Raw genomic sequence first — 21,733 nt, forward strand, 5'->3', positions numbered from 1 at the left:
GGATTTTCATATACCTCTTTCGGCGTCCCGATCTGTTGGATGAATCCATCCTTCATGACGACCAGACGGCTAGCCATCGTCATCGCTTCTGTTTGGTCGTGCGTTACATACACGGTCGTCGTCTTCAATCGCTGATGCAATTTCGTGATTTCGGCGCGCATTTGGACGCGCAGTTTTGCATCGAGATTGGATAATGGCTCATCCATGAGGAATAAGCCGGAATCACGCACGATGGCACGACCGAGCGCAACACGTTGTCGTTGTCCCCCAGACAGCGCTTTCGGCTTTCTCGTCAAATATTCATCCAACCCCAAAATGCTTGCCGCATCTTTTACACGCTTATCAATTTCCGCTTTGGAAAACTTCCTAAGTTTTAATCCGAACGCCATATTATCGTAGACCGTCATATGAGGATAAAGCGCATAGTTTTGGAATACCATGGCGATATCACGGTCTTTCGGCGGAACATCATTCATCACTTTATCGTTAATGCGAAGTTCGCCTTCTGAAATCTCTTCAAGACCTGCAATCATTCGAAGTGTTGTTGATTTACCGCACCCCGAAGGACCGACAAGTACGATGAACTCTTGATCTTCGACTTTCAAATTGAAGTCGGAGACCGCAACTGCATCGTCTCCGTACTTTTTATAAATGTTTTCTAGAACTAATTCTCCCATTTTCTTCACCCCTTGGTTATGTACATGGTTTTAGTTTACCGAATGAGGGGCCTTCGGGGTATGTGCAACGTGCATAATATTTTGAAGAATCATATTGTGCAGTTTGACGTCATTCAATGGCGAGCAAGCTTGCGCAATAAGCGACGAGAGCGCCGTCAAAATTGCGGACGGAAATGCCTGTAATATCTTGAAACTTTGCTAGACGATAGTTAAGCGTATTTCTATGGATATGTAATTTATCGGAAGTGACCGATGCATTGAATCCGTTCTCGAAAAAAAGACGAACCGTTTTCAGCATATCGACATCGTAATTGATCGGTTCCGTTATTTCCTTCCTTAATACATTTTCCATCGTGCCCGAAAGCGAATCCATAAGGAAGGTGGGGAAAACCCGTTCCATCGTGAAAATACGTTCACCTGGCAAAGAGGAAATGCCTCTGGAAAACCATTGCTTTTCAGTTTTATACTGCCCAGGATACATACTGTCTGCCGTATGGAACTTTCCGATATACATCTTTAATTTAATGAAAAAATCACTTTCTAGTATAGCGGCGAATGAAATGTAGTCATCTATGCTATGGATATATTCGGATTTTTGTTCAAGAAGCACCGCTTGTTGTGGGGAAGGGAATAAAAGTATTGAACCATTACCGAAGAAAGCCTCCACAGCTTCACGTACATCTACCTCCGTAACATCCTTTCTTGCAAAGGACAAATGGACAGCTCTAATCTCCGAATCATCCTTCAATGGAGGAGGGCCATCCCCATTGAGGAATCGCATCCACTTTTCAACTTCAGGGCTGAGAATAGCAGAAGAGGGTTGTACCTCATTGTAAACGAGAGACAACAAGTCATAGTCGCGTGGGGAAACCTCCATTTTGTCGATGCATATCCAACGATTATTCGATGGATCATGAAATAGATATGTATGATCGCGTATGTAAGAAGGTGCATCCGATAAAATTTCAAGAGAGGGAAATAGAGAATTAAAAGTAGTGGACAAAACAGAAAACCCCTTCCATTTTGAAAATATCCTATTCTTATTTAACCATAGGGCTGAAAGGAACGAAAGGGTGAGAGAAATCCTTGATAATGTTGACGGAATCCATTGGGCGGTTGGAATAACTTCAGACAGAAGCTGCTGTCCGCTCCTCCCGTCGATTTATACCTGTTGCGAAAAATGAATGTTTCCCCAAGTTCCCCCAGCATCTGACAATATAATCTGTCGATGCACATTGATTCGTTTTAGTTACTGGCGATTTTCAAAGGTGAATAGCGTATTTTATCAATAAAATTGAATTTTCTATCCCTTTAAAAAGCCGTATAGTATTAGAAAGAGCCTAAACTTGAGGGGGTGATCGCGATTAAAAAGATAGCCGCAATTTTTCTAGCAGTCTCCGTCGTGGCAAGCAGCATGGCTATATTTGCAGGGGTTGGTCCGGCTGTTGAACTTCTTGCTTCATTCGAAAAGGAATACGCGAATCAAAAAATTGATATCGAAACGATGAAAAGATTGGATGGGGGGTTAGATAAAGCCGAATTGGACATCCTCAAGCTCGCCAAGAAAATGGATGGACAAGCAAGGAAATAGGGGGAAATGCCACAAATAAAGGAGCTGTTCCATCCAGCTCCATACATATTATCTGACAAAGAAGTACTACAATAACCCAATGCATGATACTATAGTAATAGAGTTATTTAATTTTACGAGTCATGCAGTTATATAGAACTAATACTGTCGATGGAGGTTATGGGCATGGAGAAGGAAGAATTGGTTTCATTGCAGCAAAAAGTCTTGAAGCTACGGGTGGAAGGGAAATATGAGGAGACTATTGAAGCATGTTTTCAATTATTAGAAGCCGGAATAGCCGCGAATGACCCGAAATCCATTTTGACTGCCCATATAAACAACGCTGCGTCCTTTTACTGCATTGGTGCCATCGAAGATGCGTTCCATAGCATTGATGCTTATGTCGATTACTGCACCGACAATGGTGATGAAGACGACAAATTGAATGGCTACAACGTCCTTTTCCTGCTACATGAGTATAGCAAGGATTATGAAAAAGCGAAAAAGACATTGGCACGAGCCATAAAGCTCGGGAAAACACTCGAGCATTACAACATTGTCAGCAATGCATATAGCAATTATAGCTCCATTTTAGCGATAGAAAATGATTTTGAAAACGCCCTTTCCATGGCTGAAAAGGGATTGGAAGCGGCGAAACTTCATGACCCGAGAACGCCCATATTAGAATTCCGGGTCAAGCTAAATATCGCAAACGCGCTGATAGGCATGAATGATCTTGAAGCAGCGGAACAGTTCGTCATTGAAATGGTCGATGATCCGCTTCTTGATTCATTTATCCGGGAAAAGACGCAAGTGCATGATTTGTATGGACGCTTTTTAATGAAGAAAAAAATCTATCCGGAAGCACTGCAAGCCTACGACAAAGCGAAAGAACTCGCAGAAAGCTATAACGACCGGAATTTACTGAAAGGCATTTTGGAAAAGAGATGCGAGCTTTGTGAAGTGATGGGGGATGTGCAACGAGGTTACAAAGCCCAGAAAGTATATATCGATTTGTTAAGCGACCTGCATCAGCACGAAGTGACGATGACTGCTGTCAAGTTAGGCGTGAAGCATCGGATTTCAACTATCGAACGCCGGGCAAACACCGATTTTCTAACAGGCCTATACAATAGGAGCTATACGGAAACGACGACAGACAAATGGCTTGCCGAGGCTGTTACTAAAGGAGAAAGCATCGTGTGCATCGCACTGGACCTCGACAACTTGAAAAGCTTGAATGATACATACGGTCATATATTCGGCGACCAAATCATCAAGAAAATCGGTCAGGTGTGCGTCAGCCAAATTAGAAGCGGTGACTTGATGGGGCGTTTCGGAGGCGATGAATTCGCCATCATCCTCCGGGACCTTTCCATCGAAGAGGCTCAACATAAAGCTGAAAACCTGCTTGAAGCCGTCCGTTCAATCAAAATCCAGAAAGATGGCATCTATATTTCATTAACCGCCAGTGTCGGCGTCGCCGATAACGCAAACGGCACCATTCGAACATTCACCGATCTATTCCACCAAGCTGACATCGCGCTGTACCAAGCTAAACAAGAGGGGAAAAATAGGATCTGTACAATGAGTTAAGGAAAAGAGGCTGCAAGGCCTTTTTTTGTTGGATCGCGTCATGGCACAGTTAGAAATAACGTCCCCCGCGTCACAGAGCGCAACTCAACTAACTGTCATCGTTACGAAACAGCAGAAGGATCGAGAGTCACTACAAAATTATGAAGTTTGATATAATGAATAGAGCACTAGTGGATAAGGGGGAAGGAAAGATGAAAACTGCAGTAGGAACACCAGTTGAAACGCTTTTTGTAAACTCATTCATTGACGGAGTATTGGATCCCGCAAAAGAAATGATCGGCCCCGTGAAAGACGGAGGGCAAATCGTCGCGAATACAGCACCAGGATGCTGGGGCCCGATGATCACGCCGTGCATCAAAGGCGGACATGAAGTGACGACGCCGGTTTTCGTTGAAGGTGCAGAGGTCGGTGACGCAATTGCCATCCGGATCAAGTCAATCCAAGTGACTTCGATGGCAACATCATCAGGACATGACCAGCCAGTGGAAGGCCGATTCCTAGGCGACCCATTTGTTGCGGTAAAATGCCCTGGATGCGGAACGATGTATCCGGAAACCGTCATTAAAGGGATTGGGAAAGAAGCGATTCGCTGTGCTGCTTGTGATGAGGATATTACGCCATTCATTTTCACAAACGGTTATACGATCACGTTCAGCGATCGCGGTGACGTTGGATTGACGGTGACGAAGGAAGCGGCAGAGAAAATCGGTCAAAATGGCAGGAAATATATGCGCACGCCGGATGCATCCGTTCAAAATCCAATCGTCACATTTGCACCACATGACCTTGTTGGCACAGTCGCGAGAATGCGACCTTTCCTCGGACAACTCGGCACGACACCATCAATGAAAATACCGGATTCGCATAATGCCGGTGATTTTGGGTCCTTCCTTGTCGGTGCGCCCCATGAATATGCGGTATCGCAGGAAGAGCTGGACGAGCATCGGACGGATGGCCATATGGATATTAGCCGTGTGCGTGCAGGCGCGATACTCATCTGCCCTGTGAAAGTGCCGGGTGGCGGTGTTTATATCGGGGATATGCATGCAATGCAAGGAGACGGCGAAATTGCTGGTCATACAGCGGACGTTGCGGGGATTGTACATTTGCAAGTGAATGTATTGAAAGGCTTGTCCATTGAAGGACCAATTCTTTTGCCGAATGAAGAGGATTTGCCATATACAGCAAAACCACTCACTGCATCAGAAAAGCAATCCGCCAAGGCACTCGCAGCACAATGGGGAGTGGAGGAAATTGAAGAAAGTCTTCCCGTTTCAGTCGTCGGAACAGGCTCCGATCTGAACGGTGCAACGGCGAACGGACTTGCCCGCGCTGCGAAACTATTCGACGTGCCTGTTGAGGAAATCATGAACCGGGCAACGATTACAGGTTCGATAGAAATCGGCCGTCATCCTGGAGTCGTAACCGTGACATTCCAAGCACCGAAGGCTTATTTGGAAAAGGCGAACTTGTATGATGTGGTAGATGAACAGTATAGGGATAGGGATTGATAAGTAGTAGGAAGAGCGGGAAATTGACCGCTCTTTTTTGTATGGGAGTAAATTAATGGTGAGTAATAAAATACAGAAACTTATAAACGAGTTTATATCCCTGGAATGAAAAATAAAGTAATTAGCGTGAAGATGACAGCAATATTGGCGGAAGTAGTGATTTTGTTTGCCGGTAAATCTGAAGTCCCATACCTGACAACGATTGACAATACAAGTAAATAGAAAAGCGCAAGAAAATAGATAATAAGTATGTCGATTAGCCAATGCAATTCTGGCGTCACACTAGAAAGGACGGTCATCCCAAGAATAAGAAATCCAATGAGCGATAAAAGCAACAGTACACCTGATAAAGCCGGCATAATCCGCCAAACTTTATGTATGAAAAGCTGGTTACCCTTTTGAACTTGCCAATAAAATAGAAGCGCACAACCCCATATCGTTACGATGATCGTCAGAAAGGTGGCGACGATGGCCGGTTGAATCCCAAGGTTGATTAAAGAAAAAAATTCTGTAATCTTTTGCTGGAAAACTTGCTTCCCAACTATAAAAAGACCAAGGAAAATGATTGTTAATAATTGAAAGACAGTCCATTTCGGCAAAATGCCCAACTCCTTTGTTATAACTAATTACGGTCGGGTAAATAAGAAAGTTTCAATTGATTGTGTGAGCCGCTTAATCTGTGTGAATACAGAAAAATGCCACGTAGATGATGTACCTGTGGCATTTCCCTTTTTCATATTGAAGATGAATCTACACAAATCAAGTTTGTGGTTGTTTTTTTGAATCGATGAATCACATCATTCGTTACATGATGATCCGTAATGATATAGTCGATTTTCTCAAGCGGGGCAATCCCAATGGTTACATTTTTATTGAACTTTGTACTATCGGCAGCCACATATACTTCATTCGATAACTCAATTATTTTCTTTCTCGTAATTGCTTCTTCTAAATTATAGTCCGAAATTCCACTTTCAACAGTTATGCCACTTGCACAAATAAATGCTTTTAATATATTTAATTCATTAAAATTAAATAGAAAATCATACGAAGTAACGGATTTTTCCTTTTTTCTTACCTTGCCTCCGATAATGATCAGTTCAATATCACTTGTGAGTAATTCGTTCACTACGGGAATTGAATTAGTTATGACAGTCAGGTTCTTTTTGTTTTTAATATATTTTGCAATCTGGTAGGTCGTCGAGCCGCTATCCAAATAAATACAATCTCCATCATGGATATATTCACTGCATTTTTGTGCAATCATTTCTTTCTCTTTTAGACGACTGATCATACGGACATCGATTGAAGACTCTCCGAAATTCCATTCAACTAGTTTAACTCCACCATAAATTTTCTCGATTTTCCCTTGTGATGCCAGCAAATTGATATCTCTGCGAAGCGTTTCAACAGAAACATTTAGTTCTTCAGCCAATTCGGCGATCTTCATAACCTGATTAGCGATAAGTAGTTCAAGAATTTTCTTTTGCCTCTCCAATGGAAACATGTACACACCTCTTTGAATAGTTAAATTGTCTTGATTCAAGTGTACTGATTCTGAGTCAACGATTCAATAAAATCAAATCATAAAACACATTATATGTTCAACACTTGGTAATGAGTTGGTCAACATTTACATATGATTTACACAAATCGTGATTTGTATTTACAATTCTCCTCTATACTGAGGTTGTGGTTAGGGAGGTGAGCGTTTGCTGCAATTACAAAACATAAGCAAACAATATGATCTTAAAGTCGTTTTAGATGATATTAATCTTGAGATTCAAACAGGAGAGATTGTTTCACTATTAGGTCCGAGCGGGAGTGGGAAAACAACTTTATTGAATATCATTCTTGGATTAACAACTATGAACCGCGGGAAAATTATCTTTAACGATGTGGATTTGACGAATGTGCCAATGAAACGCCGTGGATTTAATATCGTATTTCAAGATTACGCGTTGTTTCCTAATCTAAATGCTTACGACAATATTGTATACGGCTTACGAAACAAGAAGGAAGTAGTGTCTGAGAAGGAAATCCAGGACTACATTGAGTTCTTAGGGCTGAAACCTCATTTAGCAAAGAAAATCGGTGAATTATCGGGCGGTCAGAAACAGAGAGTAGCGCTTGCGAGAACATTAGTTACAAAACCGAAAATTTTATTATTGGATGAGCCGCTGAGTGCATTGGACGGTGTCATAAAGGAATCCATAAAACAGCGCATTCAATTAATTGCAAAAGAATTTAAACTGACGACGATCATTGTGACGCATGATCCGGAAGAGGCACTGACGTTGTCAGATAAAATAGTGATCATTAATGAAGGGACAATTGCTCAATTTGGCACACCGCATGAAATCATCAATCAGCCAAGCAATCATTTTGTTGAAGAATTCATTTTGAAGCAATTGCATATCAAGAGACAAAATATTTATAACTTATTTGGTGACAACTATGCCTGATGTAAAACCGGCAATGCGAATCATCTATATCCCGATTTTACTATTCTTTACGGCTTTTCTCGTAGTGCCTCTTGGCATATTGTTTGTCCGTTCTTTTGAAACGAGCGATGGATTCAGTCTCTCGAATTATCTTTCAGTCCTTTCAAATGCAGAACTGATGGCGTCCATTGGCAACAGCATTAAAATCTCTAGTCTTACTGCTGTCATTACGACTTTTTTAGCATTTGTCCTAGCCTACGCCCTCAACTGTACAAACATATACAAGCCATTAAAAGCAGCGATTAAAACGGGAATCCTTATTCCGATGCTGCTGCCTACAATTACATATGGGTTTGCGATTATCTATTCTTTCGGCAACCAAGGGCTGCTCACAAAGATCACCGGGGAAAATCTTTTTGGGATTTACGGATTTAACGGACTATTGATCGGCTATGTCATCTATACATTGCCGGCGGCGTTTCTTCTGATTAATAACTCTTTCAAGTATATCGATAAAAAATTTATGATCGTTTCAAACTTGATGGGTGATGGAGTCATAAGAAGTTTTAAAAATACAATCGTTCGTCCGCTATTGGGAACTTTGGGGGGAGCTTTTGTACTTGCGTTCATCTTGAGTTTTACAGATTTCGGAATACCGGCTTCCATTGGAGGGACGTATACCGTTGTAGCGACTCAGTTGTATCAAGTGATGCTCGGTTCCATCCCGGATTTTAATAATGGTGCTGTCATTGCGGTTCTTATGTTACTACCGGCAGTATTTGGTGTTTTACTGTTAAACTACCTTGAAAAACTTAATTTTCATTATGACAAGTTTACCGCTATTGGGATGATGCAACATAGAGGTAGAGATGTAAGCTTTGGAATTGTCTCAACTGTCATTTTGATCGGTATGCTTTCGATTTTTGCTGTCATGTTTATTGCACCTTTTTTACACAGTTTTCCTTATGATCTTACCTTTACGCTTACACATATAATCGACACATTCCAATCAAGTGATGTAAGGACTGTCTATCAAAATTCATTATTCATTGCATTATCGACAGCAGTACTCGGTACGCTGATTGCGTTTTGCTCGGCGGTTTTAAATGTGCGAACAGCGATAAAAGGAAGAACGTCGACTGATATTATTTCCATGATGACGAATACAGTACCAGGCATGGTGTTAGGTTTGTCATATTTATTTCTTTTTAATGGAAGCAGTTTAAAAGGGACATTTACAATTATCGTCCTCTGTAACATTGTTCACTACTTTACGACACCTTATTTAATGGCAAAAAACTCTTTATCGAAAATGAATCCGATATGGGAAACGACGGGAGAACTATTGGGAGATAGCTGGATGAAGACGGTCTATCGGGTACTCCTTCCCAATTCGGCATCGACAGTGATTGAGATGTTCAGCTATTATTTCATCAATTCAATGGTTACGATCAGTGGGATTATCTTTTTAGTTACAGCGCAAACTTCGGTAGTAGCGAGCAAGATTAAAGAACTCCAGCATTTTGCGAAATTTAATGAAATATTCATTTTGTCAATACTAATCTTTTTAACTAATTTAGTCGTTAAGCTGCTTTGTGATCATTTTCAAAAAAGGAAATTCAACCATTTATGAGGGGGTTATGAATGTGAAAAAGTTGAAGGTAACACTGTTATCCTTAGTCGCACTAAGCTTACTCGTTGTATTGACGGCTTGTAGTAGCAGCAAAGCGGCTGGAGAAAAGCTAGTCATTTATACGAATGGTGATGAAGCGGCGTCAGAAGCTATGAAAAGTGCTTTGAACGAAGCTGGGTACGAAGGGAAATATGTACTCCAATCATTAGGAACTTCTGAATTGGGTGGAAAACTGTTAGCCGAGGGCAATCAAATCGAGGCGGACATCGTGACGATGAGTTCTTATTTCATCGAAAGCGCCCAACAGCAACATAATATGTTCAATGATTTAACGTTTACTACAAATGCTTTGGAAGAGCATCCACCGTATTATACGCCGGTGCTAGCGAATACAGGTTCAATTTTTGTAAATACAGAGGTACTCAAACAAAAAGGACTGCCGATGCCGACATCGATTAAAGATTTAGCGGAACCGGAATTCGAAGGGTTGGTGTCGATTCCGAACATCATGGATTCCTCAACAGGGTGGCTGTTAGTTCAAGCGATTATTAGCGAGTACGGTGAAGAGGAAGGGAAGACTGTTCTTCGTGAGTTACTTGCAAATAGCGGTCCTCATGTTGAGAGTTCAGGTTCAGGTCCAATCAAGAAAGTACAAGCTGGAGAAGTGGCTGCTGGTTTCGGGTTGCGCTATCAAGCGGTAATGGCTAAAGAAAGCGGTTTGCCGATTGAGTTTGTCGATCCGATTGAAGGCAATTTTTCATTGACTGAATCAGTGGCAGTTGTGAATAAAGACGACGCAACAACGACACTAGCAATGGAAATGGCAGAAGTCATTATTAGAGATGCTCGAAAAGAGCTGCTAACCCATTACCCGGTCGCGCTTTATGAAGGTGAAACGGTGGCGGATATGAACAAACCTGCATATTCCATGGAATTTGAACAACCGTTAACAGTGGAATTACTAGAACAACACCAAGAGTTTTTTAAATCAGCAAAATAACTTAAGAGGAGTGTTGCAAGATGAATACTTACAAATTATTAACACCCGGCCCATTGACGACGACGAGAACGGTGAAAGAGGAAATGCTTCTTGACCGTTGTACATGGGATGTAGACTATAAGGGCATTACGCAAAAAATCAGATCCCAACTGCTCGAATTCGCAGCAGCTCCCAAAGATGCGTATACGACGGTGCTCATGCAAGGAAGCGGAACGTTCGTTGTAGAGTCTGTGATGACAACTGCAATTGCTGGAAGTGATAAAGTGCTTATTGTAACGAACGGTGCGTATGGAGAACGGATTGTGAAGATGGCCCGATATAGTGGATTGAATTATGTTGAATACAGTGTGGCTTACAATGAGTTTCCAGAAGAAAATGACATAAGACGTATTTTAGAAGAAGATCAGCAGATTACCCATATTGTCATGGTACATTGTGAAACGACGACAGGTATTTTGAATCCGATCGAGATGATTTCGAACCTTGCTAAGGAATTTGACAAGACGTTGATCATTGATGCAATGAGCAGTTTTGGCGGTATCGACATCAATGTAGCTGAACTAGGGATCGACTATTTGGTCAGCAGTGCAAATAAATGCATCCAAGGTGTACCAGGATTCGGCTTTGTCATTGCCAAGATTGAAAAGCTTGTCGCCTGTGAAGGGAATGCGAGGAGTTTATCGCTCGACTTATATGACCAATGGAAAGAGATGGACAAGGATGGGAAATGGCGTTATACGTCACCGACGCATGTAGTGGCTGCATTCGCGAAGGCGCTGGAAGAGTTAGTGGAAGAAGGCGGCATCCCGGCCCGGTTTGCCCGTTATCAACAAAATAATCGCCTGTTGCGGGAGCGGTTGGAAAAAATGAATATCCATGCTTATATTACAGCTGAAAAGCAATCGCCGATCATTACAACCTTTCTTTTTCCAAATGAACAATTCAGCTTCGAAGATTTCTATTCCTATGTAAAGGCGAAAGGGTACGTCATCTATCCTGGAAAGCTGACAGATGTAGATACATTCCGGATTGGCAATATCGGTGAAATCTATGAAGAAGATATACGAGAGCTCTGCTCGATAATAGAAAACTATATGAAAGTGGTGGCACTATGAACAGAGTAGAAGGCGTAATTTTCGATTGGGCTGGGACGACAGTTGATTTTGGCTGCTTTGCACCTGTTAATGTATTTGTTGAGATCTTTAAAAATGCGGGAATTGATGTCACGATGGAAGAAGCGAGAGGGCCAATGGGGATGTTGAAAATCGATCACATCCGCGAGATGTTGTCCATGCCGAGAATCTCTGAATTATGGAAAGAGAAATATGGAAGACCTTTTAACGAACAAGATGTTGAAAATTTGTATGCTAAATTTGAACCTGCACTGATGGCTTCATTGGCGGATTATACAAATCCAATCCCGGGAGTCCTTGAGACGGTTGAAGCGTTGCGGAAGCTAGAATTGAAGATCGGCTCGACAACAGGCTATACAGCGACGATGATGGACGTCGTCGTTCCGCAAGCTTTGAAAAACGGTTATGAGCCGGATTATTATGTAACCCCAGATGACACGAACGGGGTTGGCCGGCCGTATCCGTATATGATTTTCCGTAATATGGAACAACTGAAACTATCCGCACCTTGGAAAGTCATAAAAGTGGGCGACACGATTGCAGATATACAAGAAGGTGTGAATGCCGGTGTTTGGTCAGTCGGTGTCGTGATTGGCAGTTCGGAAATGGGCTTAAGTTTAGATGAATATAAAGCATCGGCACAAGCCGATCAAGAAGCAATTATCGATAAAACAGCACGCCGATTTAAAGAAAAGGGAGCGGACTTTACAATCCGAACGATACGTGAACTTCCAGAGCTGATTGAAACAATTTCTAATCAAATATCAGAAGGTAAAAGACCTCATTCTATCCAACATTAAGCAGATGACATACGTGAGAGAGGTCGGCTAGTCAATTAATGATTAGCCACCTCCTCTTTTATATTGTGGGCATTAAAAAAGCACCGCCTTGAACGGTGCTACATAGCACATTATTGACTATTATCTTCGCGCTGCTCCGAAGGCTCTTCCGTCGGATCTGGCTCATCTTCATCAACGCCGTTGCAGCCGTATAGTAAGCCCGCTGATAAAATAACCGACATAAACGGAAGAAGAAATTTTTTGGATTTCATTCTTATCCCTCCTCAAATTAGACTCGAGTTATTTTGTGCAGACTATTATTAATTATTCATTTGTTTTTAAACAAGGGCTCAATTATTCTTTCAAGGGCTCAATTAATCGCATAAGACTTCAAAAGAAGTAAAAGGCTGTCCCGAATCACACGGGACAGCCTTTCATCTTTTCTTTTTATCCTCCCGAAAATACTCCGACACTTGCAAGACCCGCACTTTGCCGGTGTGAAACTCATGGTAGATTCCCCGGCTGTCGCGGAAGTAAATGTATTGGTCCCGTTCGGATTTGACGAACTGTTCGGCGCTTTCCAACGAATCGGTATGTATGAAGCGCCGTATGTAATGTTCCTTATCGAAAAAATAGGTGATTTTGAATTCTTTCATTGCGGCATACTCCTTTCCATCAATGATATCGTGCCCGCATCCATCCGAATTGATTCCCCTATTCCCCCATAATTCCCAATAGTGTAACATAGAGAGAAACGGATTTCTCGATGAAACCCCATCCAATTAGCATCTATACTTTCAGATAGAGAGATGATTCGCATGAAACCTATGTCCTTGCAATCACGCATATTTTCATATGGCGCCTTGTTCGTTTCCCTCATAGCAATCATTATCGGCATTTCGTTCTACTTCACGATGTCGAATGGAATTGAGAAACAGATTGGTGTCCGTGCGCTGAGTATTGCCAAAACGACGGCATCCCGGCCTGATGTCCGTGCGGCATTTGAAGAGGACGATCCATCCAGGCTGCTGCAGCCGATCGCCGAAGCCGTCCGACAGCAAACCGAAGCCGAATATGTAGTCATCGGAAACAGTGAAGGCATCCGGTATGCCCATCCGGTTGTTGATCGAATTGGTCAAAAAATGGTCGGTGACGACAACGAACGCGCACTTCACTTTGGAGAGTCCTATGTTTCGAAGGCGACTGGAACTCTTGGTCCCGCCCTCCGTGGAAAAACGCCTGTCTTCAATGAGCAAGGCGATATTGTCGGTGTCATTTCTGTCGGTTATTTGAATGAAGATATTTCGTCCATATTCTTTCAGTACATCGATAATATTTCGTATATCGTGCTCATCGCCATTGGTCTCGGCATCATCGGTTCGAGCGTCTTGGCACGTAATATTAAGAAAGAACTATTTGATTTGGAGCCTTGGGAAATCGCTAATTCATTTACAGAACGGAATGCACTTATCGAGTCTGTCCGAGAAGGCATTATTATGGTCGATGCGAAAGGGATCATTACGACGGTGAATGCGGCAGCCTATGACACGCTTTCAATTCCCGGCCAGACGGAACTGATCGGCAAGACGATTCAAGAAGTACTACCAAACACATTATTGCCGAAAGTGCTTGAAACGGGGGAGCGGCATCTTGACCGGCCGATGGAAATCCACGGGAAGAAAGTGATCGTCAACCGTGTCCCGATTCATGCAGACGACCGGATCATCGGCGCGGTATCGACGTTCCGTCTTCAATCTGAAATCGATCAACTATCTATGGAATTGTCGCAAGTGAAACGGTATACTGAGGCGCTTCGTGCGCAGACGCATGAATATAATAATTTCCTTTATACGATTTCAGGACTCATCCAATTGCATTCCTATGACGAGGCGATTAGCCTGATCCATGACGAAACAGCTGAGCACCAATCACTCATCCAGTTTGTGACGAAGCGATTGCAAGATCCTTTCCTTGGCGGAATCGTTATCGGCTTCTTCAATCGTGCGCGGGAATTGAAAGTCCGTTTCCTGCTTGATGAAGATAGCTTCCTGAAAGAGCTGCCGTCCCATTTGGAGAAAACTCATTTTGTATCTATTATCGGGAATCTAGTGACGAACGCATTTGAAGCAGTCGAAATGAATCCAGAAGTGAAACGGATGGTCCGCCTTTTCATTTTGGATAATGGAAGAGAGATATTGTTCGAAGTGGAGGATTCAGGAAAAGGCATTGCAAATGAAGTGTTGGATGATTTATTCAGAGAAAAAGTGTCAACGAAAGATGTGGAAGACCGAGGCTATGGGCTTTTAAAAGTGGCGGAGTACGTCGAAGATTTGGGCGGCTCCATAACAGTAGAAAAAGGAGATTTAGGCGGCGCACTGTTCATCATCTCTATTCGGAAAGGGGGAAATTGAGTGAGACCGATTGAAATTCTTATCATTGAAGATGATAAACGGATTGCTGATATTCATCGTCGATTTATCGATAAAATTGAAGGTTTTACCGTTGTCGGGGCCGCGCATACCGGTGAGGAAGCGAAGGATTGGGTGCAAGCATTGTCCCCGGATCTTGTGCTGCTCGATGTTTATTTGCCAGATGCGCTCGGTACGGAGATTATGGGTTTCATCCATGAAAACAGCCCTGAAACAGATATTATCTTCATAACGGCTGCCGCTGAAGTCGATATTGTGAAAAAAGCATACCGCCGCGGTGTTGCCGATTATATATTGAAGCCGCTCACATTCGATCGGTTCAAGGGAAGCCTACTTTCTTACAAAGCGAAACAAGAGAAGCTTGCAGCTGTCGGGGTCATGAAAGAGGACTCCATCCAGTTCTTGTGGAATAAAACAAATGTACCGTCAGCCGAACACATGGATTCCCTCCCGCCGAAAGGGATTGACCCAATAACGAAAGAGAAAGTCGTCAAACATATGAAACAGATTGAGGGGGGAATTACTGCAGAAACGCTCGGTGTGGATATCGGTGTTAGCCGGTCGACGGCCAGGCGTTATTTGGAGTACCTCGTTTCAGAAAAACAGGCACATACCGAACTTATTTACGGTTCAGTTGGACGTCCTGAAAGAAGGTATTTCATTCACTAACGGTGTGAACTTTATGAACAAAATGATGTTTACGCCCAATATCGAACTTATGACCACAAACATTGAAAAAAATCAACTTTCTGATAAATTTATGATAGCGTTTGAAAGCGCTATCATATTTTTATTTTAAAGGGGGATATATGGTCATGTGGAAGAAACTTACGACAGTTGCTTTGACCGGTGTATTGGCGTTCAGCCTTGCAGCATGTTCAAAGAATGATGGAGCAGAGGGGAGCTCTTCGAAATATCCGGAGCGTAACATAACAATCGTCGCACCATCTGGGGCAGGCGGTGGATGGGATTTGACCGCCCGTGCGATTGCGAAAACGATGAATGATACAAAACTGATTGAAAAACCGATCACGGTTGAGAATAAACCAGGTGGTGGCGGTGCCGTTTACATGGCGGAGTTTGCAACGAAAGAAGTGAAGAATGACTATGCGTTGCTTGTAAAAAGTCCACCGCTTCTCATCAATAACAACAAAGCAGAAGGAAACAGCCCATACGGCTATAAAGATACAACTCCATTGGCACAGTTGACACGCGATTACGGCGCGATTGTCGTGAAAGCAGATTCAGAATTCAAAACGCTGAAGGATGTATTGGAAGCTATTAAAAACGATGCTAAATCAGTCACGCTTGCCGGCGGATCGGCACCTGGTTCGATGGACCATCTTGTAGGTGTCCTGCCTGCTTTCGAATATGGAATCGATCCGAAAACTGTGAAATATGTATCTTATGATGGCGGAGGAGAAGCTGTTGCGGCATTGCTCGGCGGAAATGCGGATGTTATTGCCACGGATGCATCAACAATTGGTCAATACGTTAAATCCGGTGATGTTCGCGTTCTTGCTGTCAGTTCATCGGAACGCCTCGGTGGCGAATTGACTGAAGTGCCGACATTCAAAGAAGAAGGCATTGACGCAGAGTTCACAATTTGGCGCGGACTTTTCGGACCGAAGGAAATGACCGATGCAGCAGTCGATTATTGGGCGGAAAAATTGAAAGCAATGATCGAGACAGATGAGTGGAAAGCCGAACTTGAAAGAAACGGCTGGGAAAGCGAATACCGCAGCTCGGAAGACTTTACGAAGTACTTGGAGGACCAAGACAAGGTGATCGTCGAACTACTGACAGCACTTGGCATGCAAAAGTAAGGTGAAACTTCAATCAGTGGTGGTCTTCCACTGATTGTTAGTTGAACCAATCGGGCTTTTACTGGCTGTTGATCCCCACTAATATTATATTCCTAGTTATTTTTAGAAGTGGGGATCTTACAGACAGTTAAAGCGGGATAAAACGTGTTCTGGCGGCTTGAACGGCCGCCATTTTCAATCCAGCTACTGGCGCCAGAAGCTCGGGGTCATAAGTCAAAGCTGATCTGTGGCAAAAGGCATTGCTCCTAACGCTTCGCTTTTACTCGCAAAAGCCGTTCTTCGTTACGGCTTTGCCTGTCGCTTCTAAGCAGGCGCCATTCGCTTTTTTTATAGGGAGGTGTTAAAGACTATGAGTAAAACATTCGATCGATATGCAAGCATCGCTTTTTTACTAATCGGTCTTTTATTTGTAATCGAAAGTTCGAAGATTGCGAGCAGTGCATACGGGTCAACGGTCGGACCGAAAATCTTTCCGTTAGGGCTAGGCATCATTTTGATTTTATTGAGTATACGGTTGCTGTACGAAACTTTCAAATACAAAACGGAAGCAGCGTCCACAGAAAAACTACAATATAAAAAGTTCCTCATCATTCTCGTGAGCGCAGCATTGTATGCATTCTTATTGGAGAAGATCGGGTATGTCATTTCAACATTCCTCTTTTTGCTCGTCGCATTCCAGACGATGGAACGCGGCAGGATCGTGCCAAGTCTCATTATCGCTGCGGTGTTTTCATTTGGCGTTTATTATTTCTTTGCGGAATTTCTTGGCGGCTCATTGCCCGGATTCCCTAGGTTTTAAGAAGAAAGGAGTCGCAATATGAGCACATTACAATTTTTGGCCGACGGGTTCGCGACCGCATTCCAATGGCATAATCTATTATTTGCGTTCATCGGCGTTGTTATCGGAACGGCAGTCGGCGTTTTGCCTGGTATCGGCCCGATGAGTGGGGTGGCCCTTCTCATTCCGGTTACAGCAACGATTACGTCCGGCATGCCGACAAGTGCAGCGGCTGCGAGTTCTATTATTTTGCTTGCAGGCGTTTACTATGGTGCGATGTATGGGGGATCCACCACTTCGATTCTTTTGAACACTCCAGGCGAATCATCGTCTGTTGTCACGACGCTTGACGGTTATCAAATGGCAAGGCAAGGCCGGGCTGGGGCGGCATTGGCAATCGCTGCCATCGGATCGTTTTGCGCGGGAATCGTTTCCTTGATCGGCCTAGTTTTACTCGCGGAACCGCTGTCCAATGTAGCCATCAAGTTCGGACCGGCGGAATATTTTTCATTAATGCTATTAGGTTTGGCGGCAGTGAGCGGTCTTGCCGGAAAATCGATGACAAAGGCTTTAATGATGACCGTTTTTGGACTGATGCTAGGAACAATCGGCATTGACGCTGTCTCCGGAATTGCCCGTTTTACATACGACCAGCCGATCCTGTTTTCTGGATTGGAATTTTTGACGATTGCGGTGGGGCTATTCGCGCTTGGCGAAGTGTTTAAGACGGTATTGGAACGTGACAATGAATCAGGAGCAATTGCAAAAATCAACCGGATATTGCCGACAAAGCAGGATATGAAAGACAGCACCGTGCCAATCGTCCGGGGTTCATTGCTCGGATTTTTCATCGGGGTTCTTCCAGGCGCTGGCGCGACGCTCGCTTCTTTCTTCTCGTATATGACCGAGAAGAAATTCAGTAAGCGCCCTGAAACATTTGGTAAAGGGAATATCGCTGGTGTTGCCGGTCCTGAATCTGCAAACAACGCGGCTTCTGGCGGTGCGATGATTCCATTGCTGACACTCGGAATCCCGGGTTCCGGTACGACAGCCATCTTGATGGGCGCGCTCATCATGTACAACATCCAGCCAGGACCGCTCCTTTTCGATGAGCATCCCGAAGTGGCGTGGGGGCTAATTGCGAGTATGTTCATCGGCAACTTGATGTTGCTGATCTTGAATATGCCTCTCGTCCGTGTTTTTGCGAAAGTTATTCAGACACCGAAGAAATATTTATTGCCGATCATTGTGGCAATTTCGTTTTTCGGTGTATATGCCGTGCAATATACGACGTTCGATTTGTATTTATTGCTTGGATGCGGCGTACTTGGATATGTTTTGACGAAAAACGATTTTCCGGTCGCCCCCCTCGTGCTCGCGCTCGTGCTAGGACCAATGATCGAAAACAATATGCGACGAGCGCTTACGATTTCGAATGGCGATTTCAGCATTTTCGTCACGAAGCCACTGTCCCTTGTGTTTATCATAGCGGCTGCAGCCTGGCTGTTGATCCCGCTGTTGTTGAAATTCAAAGGCAAAGCCCTCATTGTTGAAGAAGAAGGATAATAAAAAACGGATTGCCTAATGGGAGAGGCAATCCGCTATTTTAGTGAGTGGTATGTCGTCGTCCCGCGTCCAAAGTGAGTCGCTCCGCGTCCAAAGCACTCTGCTTTTCTATATAGAAAATAGGCGAAGGAATCCTTTTTTTGAATTCCCCGCATGTTATACTTACACTATCTTACACTTCCACTTCAATCCCGATTCCCGCTTCCAATGCTTTTCGGTAAACGCCTTGCGCGACAGCGAGATCGAAGTATGCGGCACCGACGGATTTGAAGAATGTGATTTCATTCTCGTCCGTTCTGCCAGCGACTTTCCCACCGATGACGTCCATCAGTTCGCCATGCAAGTCATCGAACGACCATTCAGGCTGTTCGTTAGCGTGAATCAATTCTCCGGCTTCCTCTTTCACACCGGCTTCATCGTCAGTGACAATTTTGCTGCATCGTTGAATGAAGGTAAAATCCATCTCGCGCATATGGGGCAAGTAGGAACCAACGCCATTGACATGCGTGCCAGGCTTCACATCATTGCCGTCAAAAACCGGGGTATTCGAACGGGTGCTGCAACAGATGATATCCGCTTGGCTTACTGCTTCGGATACATTGTCCATAATTTCAATCTGTATGTTTTCATCAATGCCGAAAGCGAGAAGCCTTTCTTTGAAACGTTCTGCCTTAGCCGTAGTCGGATTGACGAGCAGCATTTTTGAAATCGGTCTAACTTCCAAGACACCGAGAACTTGTTCAAATGCCATTGCTCCGGTTCCGATGACTGTCAGGACAGTCGCATCTTCTCGTGCAAGACGGTCGGTTGCAATTCCGCTCAGTGCTCCCGTCCGTAGCCTCGTCAAATATGAAGCGTTCATCATGGCGAGATGTTCGCCGTCCTTCGCGTCAGTAACGAGAATAACTCCTTGTGTGGTCGGTTTACCTGATGCCGGATTTTCCGGAAAGATTGTTACCGTCTTGATCGTTGTCATTTCATTCACCAAATCAGCGCTCGGCATATAGAGCACGGATGCGCTATGTTGTGGGAATTCGATGACAGTACGATGCGGGTTGGCAATTTTGTCTTCTGCTTTCGCACGCAAAATCTGTTCGACGTCATGTATGGCCTCATTAATTCCGTACGTTGTTTGAATTTCTTTTTCATTGATAATCAGCATGAAATCGCTCCTTCTTTATCCCGCTTTAACTGGCTGTAAGCCCCCCACTTTGTGGGGGCAATAGCCAGTAAAAGCCCGATTGGTTCGGGCCTGCACGATGCAGGTCACAAAGGCGTTGCAACAGGACGTTGCGAACTTAGCCTTTGTTCGACTAATCAGTGGGGAAAGAACCCCCACTGATTGAAGTTTCACTTTATTGATCGAGCGCTTCGTTCTTTCGGTCTTTCACAGCCCAGATGGCGATAAGGGATACGACCGCGGTGAAAATGATATAAAGCGCAACCGGAACATACGAATTGTTGAACTCGGCAAGCAGTGCAGTAGCGACGAGTGGTGCAGTTCCTCCAGCAAGGGCAGCGCCAATCTGATAGCCGAGCGAAATACCTGTATAACGGACTTCCGCTGAAAAGATTTCAGAGAACATTGTACCAAGAACCGCCGTAATCGGCGCCCAAATGATGCCAAGTCCGATGATTGTTGCAATAACGAGCAATGCGACAGATCCTTGTTTAATCAACCAAAAGTATGGGAATGCATAGAGGATCATAGCAACTGCGCCCCATACATAAAGTGGTTTACGTCCGACTTTATCTGAAAGTCTTCCCATGATTGGGATCAAAATCGTCGTGATAATTGTAGCGATCATGACGGCATTCAACGTCGCAGTCCTCGAATAGCCTAGATAGCTTGTCGCATAGGAAACGATAAACGTACCGAATATGTAGAATGGCGCCGTCTCGACAACTTTCGCTCCGATTGCGATCAGCACTTCACGCCAATGCGTTTTAAATGTTGTGACGAGAGGGATTTTCGGAATCTCTCCTCGCTCTTGGACTTCTTTGAATGAAGGTGTTTCATCGATTCCTTTACGAATCCACAATCCAAATAGGACAAGCAATGCACTTAAAATGAACGGTACGCGCCAGCCCCATGTCATGAACGAACCTTCTGGGAGCATTGTCATGATCGACAATGCAAATGTTCCAAGCACCATTCCGATTGTAACGCCCATTTGTGGGACAGATCCGAAAAGGCCTCTTTTTTCCGGTGGCGCATATTCAACTGCTAGCAAGAGAGCACCGCCCCATTCGCCACCGATTCCTAAACCTTGAATGAGTCTAAGCGTAATCAATAGAATTGGCGCCCAAATGCCGATTGCTTGATAGGTAGGCAATAACCCCATGCCGAATGTGGCAATCCCCATAAGGCTTAATGTTATAACGAGTGTTTTCTTTCTTCCGATCCTGTCACCGATATGGCTGAAAATGATTCCTCCGAATGGACGGATGAAAAACGCAAGAGCAAATGATGCATACGCTAATAATAGACCGATTGTTGGGTCTTCATTAACAAAAAAGATTTGATTGAATACGAGCGCAGCGACTGTTCCGTATAAGAAGTAATCGAACCATTCGATCGAACTTCCGACGAGACTTGCGATGAGCACCCTGTTTAGTTGTTTCTTCTCCACATTCTATTCCCCCTTTGCTATAATTGAAGTACTACTTCAAATGAACGGCAAAAAAATGAAAGCGCTTTATCGAAATATTGAAGTGTCACTTCAATCGCTTACATCCATCATAGGTACATGCTAATATTCTGTCAATAGAAACTTTTAGGAGAATGACA

Annotated in this window: 20 protein-coding genes and 1 pseudogene; 13 read left to right on the forward strand and 8 right to left on the reverse strand. The window is 43.8% G+C overall.

Features of this window, described 5'->3' with window-relative positions:
• Both AWV70_RS24600 and AWV70_RS12880 read right to left on the reverse strand, forming a co-directional pair.
• A pseudogene (locus tag AWV70_RS24600) lies at positions 1–677 on the reverse strand (ABC transporter ATP-binding protein); the annotation flags it as partial.
• A 109-nt stretch (positions 678–786) separates the two neighbouring features.
• Positions 787–1,680, reverse strand: a complete 894-nt coding sequence (locus AWV70_RS12880) for a PucR family transcriptional regulator (protein WP_082713612.1) — start codon at positions 1,678–1,680, stop codon at positions 787–789.
• Between the two features lie 351 nt (positions 1,681–2,031).
• On the opposite strand from AWV70_RS12880, the gene AWV70_RS12885 reads away from it, so the two are divergent.
• The 3 genes from AWV70_RS12885 to AWV70_RS12895 all read left to right on the forward strand — a co-directional run bounded on the left by AWV70_RS12885 (position 2,032) and on the right by AWV70_RS12895 (position 5,354).
• A complete protein-coding gene (locus tag AWV70_RS12885) occupies positions 2,032–2,268 on the forward strand; it encodes a hypothetical protein (protein WP_060207709.1) in 237 nt (78 codons plus the stop codon).
• A gap of 165 nt (positions 2,269–2,433) precedes the next feature.
• Entirely contained in the window at positions 2,434–3,843 is a 1,410-nt protein-coding gene (locus AWV70_RS12890) for a tetratricopeptide repeat-containing diguanylate cyclase (protein ID WP_060207712.1), read from the forward strand.
• A gap of 191 nt (positions 3,844–4,034) precedes the next feature.
• Positions 4,035–5,354 carry an acetamidase/formamidase family protein gene (locus AWV70_RS12895; RefSeq protein ID WP_060207715.1) on the forward strand — a complete coding sequence of 440 codons (1,320 nt, stop codon included), beginning with the start codon at positions 4,035–4,037 and terminating at the stop codon, positions 5,352–5,354.
• A gap of 92 nt (positions 5,355–5,446) precedes the next feature.
• On the opposite strand, the gene AWV70_RS12900 is transcribed toward AWV70_RS12895, so the two are convergent.
• Positions 5,447–5,953, reverse strand: coding sequence for a hypothetical protein (locus tag AWV70_RS12900; protein WP_060207718.1), 507 nt, complete (start codon positions 5,951–5,953; stop codon positions 5,447–5,449).
• A gap of 134 nt (positions 5,954–6,087) precedes the next feature.
• The gene (locus tag AWV70_RS12905) at positions 6,088–6,861 is read right to left on the reverse strand and encodes a DeoR/GlpR family DNA-binding transcription regulator (RefSeq protein WP_060207721.1); all 774 of its coding nucleotides are present in this window, start codon (positions 6,859–6,861) and stop codon (positions 6,088–6,090) included.
• 205 nt (positions 6,862–7,066) lie between these two features.
• Between AWV70_RS12905 and AWV70_RS12910 the strand changes: the two genes are divergently transcribed.
• The 5 genes from AWV70_RS12910 to phnX are packed head-to-tail and all read left to right on the forward strand — an operon-like array spanning position 7,067 to position 12,364.
• Entirely contained in the window at positions 7,067–7,819 is a 753-nt protein-coding gene (locus AWV70_RS12910; RefSeq protein ID WP_060207724.1) for an ABC transporter ATP-binding protein, read from the forward strand.
• Entirely contained in the window at positions 7,812–9,431 is a 1,620-nt protein-coding gene (locus tag AWV70_RS12915) for an ABC transporter permease subunit (RefSeq protein WP_060207727.1), read from the forward strand. Before AWV70_RS12910 ends, AWV70_RS12915 begins: the two co-directional genes overlap by 8 nt.
• A 13-nt stretch (positions 9,432–9,444) precedes the next feature.
• Positions 9,445–10,431, forward strand: coding sequence for an extracellular solute-binding protein (locus AWV70_RS12920; RefSeq protein ID WP_414714837.1), 987 nt, complete (start codon positions 9,445–9,447; stop codon positions 10,429–10,431).
• A 20-nt stretch (positions 10,432–10,451) separates the two neighbouring features.
• Entirely contained in the window at positions 10,452–11,546 is a 1,095-nt protein-coding gene (phnW, locus tag AWV70_RS12925) for a 2-aminoethylphosphonate--pyruvate transaminase (protein WP_060207732.1), read from the forward strand.
• A complete protein-coding gene (phnX, locus tag AWV70_RS12930; protein ID WP_060207736.1) occupies positions 11,543–12,364 on the forward strand; it encodes a phosphonoacetaldehyde hydrolase in 822 nt (273 codons plus the stop codon). Before phnW ends, phnX begins: the two co-directional genes overlap by 4 nt.
• 110 nt (positions 12,365–12,474) lie before the next feature.
• Here the strand turns inward: phnX and AWV70_RS24160 are convergent, their stop codons facing one another.
• Entirely contained in the window at positions 12,475–12,615 is a 141-nt protein-coding gene (locus AWV70_RS24160) for a hypothetical protein (protein ID WP_201024365.1), read from the reverse strand.
• A 162-nt stretch (positions 12,616–12,777) separates the two neighbouring features.
• Positions 12,778–12,999, reverse strand: coding sequence for a hypothetical protein (locus tag AWV70_RS12935; RefSeq protein WP_060207836.1), 222 nt, complete (start codon positions 12,997–12,999; stop codon positions 12,778–12,780).
• Between the two features lie 162 nt (positions 13,000–13,161).
• Between AWV70_RS12935 and AWV70_RS12940 the strand changes: the two genes are divergently transcribed.
• The 5 genes from AWV70_RS12940 (at position 13,162) to AWV70_RS12960 (ending at position 18,942) form a co-directional block, all read left to right on the forward strand.
• Positions 13,162–14,754, forward strand: a complete 1,593-nt coding sequence (locus AWV70_RS12940) for an ATP-binding protein (protein WP_082713614.1) — start codon at positions 13,162–13,164, stop codon at positions 14,752–14,754.
• Positions 14,755–15,441: a response regulator gene (locus AWV70_RS12945; protein ID WP_060207739.1), complete on the forward strand. Its 687-nt coding sequence runs from the start codon at positions 14,755–14,757 to the stop codon at positions 15,439–15,441.
• A gap of 146 nt (positions 15,442–15,587) precedes the next feature.
• Positions 15,588–16,598, forward strand: a complete 1,011-nt coding sequence (locus AWV70_RS12950) for a Bug family tripartite tricarboxylate transporter substrate binding protein (protein WP_201024366.1) — start codon at positions 15,588–15,590, stop codon at positions 16,596–16,598.
• 349 nt (positions 16,599–16,947) lie between these two features.
• Positions 16,948–17,397, forward strand: coding sequence for a tripartite tricarboxylate transporter TctB family protein (locus AWV70_RS12955; protein WP_060207744.1), 450 nt, complete (start codon positions 16,948–16,950; stop codon positions 17,395–17,397).
• A gap of 18 nt (positions 17,398–17,415) precedes the next feature.
• The gene (locus AWV70_RS12960; RefSeq protein WP_060207747.1) at positions 17,416–18,942 is read left to right on the forward strand and encodes a tripartite tricarboxylate transporter permease; all 1,527 of its coding nucleotides are present in this window, start codon (positions 17,416–17,418) and stop codon (positions 18,940–18,942) included.
• A gap of 172 nt (positions 18,943–19,114) precedes the next feature.
• Here the strand turns inward: AWV70_RS12960 and AWV70_RS12965 are convergent, their stop codons facing one another.
• Together AWV70_RS12965 and AWV70_RS12970 are read right to left on the reverse strand one after the other, a co-directional pair.
• Positions 19,115–20,104, reverse strand: a complete 990-nt coding sequence (locus AWV70_RS12965) for an ornithine cyclodeaminase family protein (RefSeq protein ID WP_060207750.1) — start codon at positions 20,102–20,104, stop codon at positions 19,115–19,117.
• A 193-nt stretch (positions 20,105–20,297) separates the two neighbouring features.
• Complete coding sequence (locus tag AWV70_RS12970) at positions 20,298–21,575, reverse strand: MFS transporter (protein WP_060207753.1); 1,278 nt, start codon at positions 21,573–21,575, stop codon at positions 20,298–20,300.
• Between the last annotated feature and the right edge of the window lie 158 nt (positions 21,576–21,733).

The sequence above is a fragment of the Sporosarcina koreensis genome (assembly GCF_001531445.1).
In the GTDB taxonomy this organism is placed as follows: Bacteria; Bacillota; Bacilli; order Bacillales_A; family Planococcaceae; genus Sporosarcina; species Sporosarcina koreensis_C.